Genomic DNA, 2471 nt, shown 5'->3' on the forward strand with positions numbered 1-2471 from the left:
GACGTTGCCGAGCAAGGCCATCAGGCGTACGGCGTCGGCCTCGCAGAAGACTTCCTGAAGGGCGGGGTAACTGACGGCGACGACAAAACCCAGGCTCATGCCTTGCACCAGCCGCAGCAGGTTGAACGCTTCTATGCTGCCGGCAGCGAACGCCGCCGCGCAGGCCGCGCTGAACAGCGCACAACCGGCCAGTAACATGCGCCGCCGCCCCAGTTGATCGGACAAGGGGCCAATCAGCCCTTGCAGGCAGACACCGCCGAGCAAATACAGATTGAACGCATAGGGAACATGACGGCTATCGGCATTAAACGTATGGATGACCTTCAACATGGCCGGCATGATCATGTCACTGGCCATGTAAGTGGTCAGTTCAAACAAGGTCAGTGCCAGACAGAATCCGAGCGCTCGTGTGGGAGGGATGTTTATCAAAATTCTCTGCATATGCTTTCTGGTTCATCAAGTTAAACAGCAAGAGTGCAGAGAGTAAGGGGCGGCTATGTGGGTTTATATGGATTTGGTGTGACGGTATATATCTATAGTTTGCGTATTTTTACTTTTGGAGGAGGTATTACAGTTGATGGCGAATCGTCCTACTGGTTTTGCAGATACTTTACGCAAAATGCGCCTACATTGCGTAAGCGCATTGAATAGCGGGAAATAATTGGACTCGGGATATACAGAAGTTCTTCACTTAACGATGTTGATAATAGCCAGGGCCGCCCTGGTAATAACGGTGATGGTCATCGTGCCAGCCGCCGTGGGGGAAGATGATGCAGCCACTCAGGGTCAGCAAGGCAAGAACGGGAATCAGCCAGGTGATTCGACGCAGCATTTCAGAAATCCTCATGGTTACGCCGTCATGAAGCCAAAACTCTTCATCGGCTGTAACATGAGACCCCGAATGTCGCGGCGCATCCCCGTAAAAGGGTAAGCGCATGGCATGCAAACGGATACAAACCGGATACATTCCAAAGGTTCAGGAAACCGCAATGACCCAGAAGCAACGCTTGATATATTCGATTCTGATCGCCGTGTCTGTGCTGGTGATCATGCTTGGCCTGTCCTGGCTGCAGAACGCCGGGAAGATCGACGAAAAGACATTCCAGTACATCGCCATCGGCGTGGCGGTGGTTGTGGTGGTGATCAATGGTGTGATGCGCCGCAAGGTCAAGCCTTGACGGCGATCGCCGCGCCTTTCAATCGTTGTTGAGGACGGCTGCAGCCTGTGGATGCAGGCTGTAACTCTTGTCGGCGTTGAAGGTAATCACGCCTTCAGCGCACAGGCGCTTGAGGACTTCGCGCACACTGAGGAAGGACAGCGGAATATCCAGATCCAGCAATTGGGTATGGACCCCGCGCACGCCCAGACGACGATCGGTCTGCGCGGCGACCAGCAGGGCGTCGAGGACTTTGAGGCGAATCAGACTGGTGCGCAGCCCGAAACTTTTCAGCAGCAGGCGGATTCGCTCGTTACCGTGACGGTCGACACGTGGCCCGAAATCGCTCGCGTGGGGGCTCATGGAGGCTCCTTGTTGCGCCTGGCTACCGTCCGTTGGTAGTTGCGAGTTGTACATGCGATGGCTCCTTTCAGAGTCTGATCGGGAGGGTTATTGGGGCGTTCTCTAAACAAGACGTATCAGCACGACAAATCATGAAAGAAAAAATGTGGAAAATTTGTCGGAAATTCGTTCTTTCCTTGTAATCACGGCCTATATCCGCTGTCACGCGGGCTAAATTTTTTTCTCCGGCTTCGTTTCTTGCTCAGGCTCATTGCGCGTGGACGCGTGGGTGTTTTCAGAGCGGAGCGTAGCCTGTGTCGTTTCCCACGGTTGGCGTGATCCGCTCTTCGGCATTTCGATCAGGAGCGAGCGTGATTATTTCCAGGCAGTTAACCGGACGGAAGCAGCTGCAAGCTTCGAGCTGCAAGCGGCAAGTTGAACATTCGGAATCACGGGACGGGTTGTGCTTTGACTCGAAGTTTGTTGCCAGAAGCTTGCAACTCACCGTCGCCGGTATGTTTCTCGGGCTGAGCGTGTCGGCCCATGCGTTCAGCCCGGCCACTGCGGCCAGTGCCGATATTCGGCGCACCGGATTTGGCGTGCCGCACATCCGCGCCGAAAACGAACGCGGCCTCGGTTTCGGCATTGGCTATGCCTACGCGCAAGACAACCTGTGCCTGCTGGCCAACGAAGTCGTCACGGTCAACGGTGAGCGTTCGCGCTATTTCGGCCCTGAGCAGTTGACCGTCGAACAGCGCGAGAACCGTGTCAGCGATATGTTCTTTACCTGGCTCAATACGCCGGAGGCGGTGCAGGCTTTCTGGCAGGCTCAGCCGACCCCGGTGCGTGACCTGGTCGAAGGCTACGCCGCCGGTTACAACCGCTATCTGGCCGAACGCCGGCAGCAGGGCCTGCCGCAGCAATGTCAGGGTGAATGGGTACGTGACATCGCAGCGCAGGATGTGGTCAGGC

5 protein-coding genes are annotated in these 2471 nt (G+C 55.8%); 2 read left to right on the forward strand and 3 right to left on the reverse strand.

The window, feature by feature from the left end:
* Window positions 1-441 (reverse strand): MFS transporter (locus DBR24_RS34270; RefSeq protein ID WP_256591948.1); only part of this gene is annotated, 441 nt, incomplete at its 3' end.
* Window positions 442-691: 250 nt separating this feature from the next.
* The gene (locus tag DBR24_RS31180; protein WP_007918111.1) at window positions 692-832 is read right to left on the reverse strand and encodes a hypothetical protein; all 141 of its coding nucleotides are present in this window, start codon (window positions 830-832) and stop codon (window positions 692-694) included.
* 157 nt (window positions 833-989) lie between these two features.
* Between DBR24_RS31180 and DBR24_RS29015 the strand changes: the two genes are divergently transcribed.
* A complete protein-coding gene (locus tag DBR24_RS29015; protein ID WP_123469017.1) occupies window positions 990-1178 on the forward strand; it encodes a hypothetical protein in 189 nt (62 codons plus the stop codon).
* Window positions 1179-1196: 18 nt separating this feature from the next.
* Here DBR24_RS29015 and DBR24_RS29020 read toward each other — a convergent pair whose 3' ends face one another.
* Complete coding sequence (locus tag DBR24_RS29020) at window positions 1197-1574, reverse strand: fe2+ zn2+ uptake regulation protein (protein WP_128616413.1); 378 nt, start codon at window positions 1572-1574, stop codon at window positions 1197-1199.
* Between the two features lie 440 nt (window positions 1575-2014).
* On the opposite strand from DBR24_RS29020, the gene DBR24_RS34275 reads away from it, so the two are divergent.
* Window positions 2015-2471: penicillin acylase family protein (locus DBR24_RS34275; protein ID WP_371921376.1), on the forward strand; the 457-nt coding region annotated here is incomplete at its 3' end.

Source organism: Pseudomonas sp. HMWF006, from assembly GCF_003061205.1.
In the GTDB taxonomy this organism is placed as follows: Bacteria; Pseudomonadota; Gammaproteobacteria; order Pseudomonadales; family Pseudomonadaceae; genus Aquipseudomonas; species Aquipseudomonas monsensis.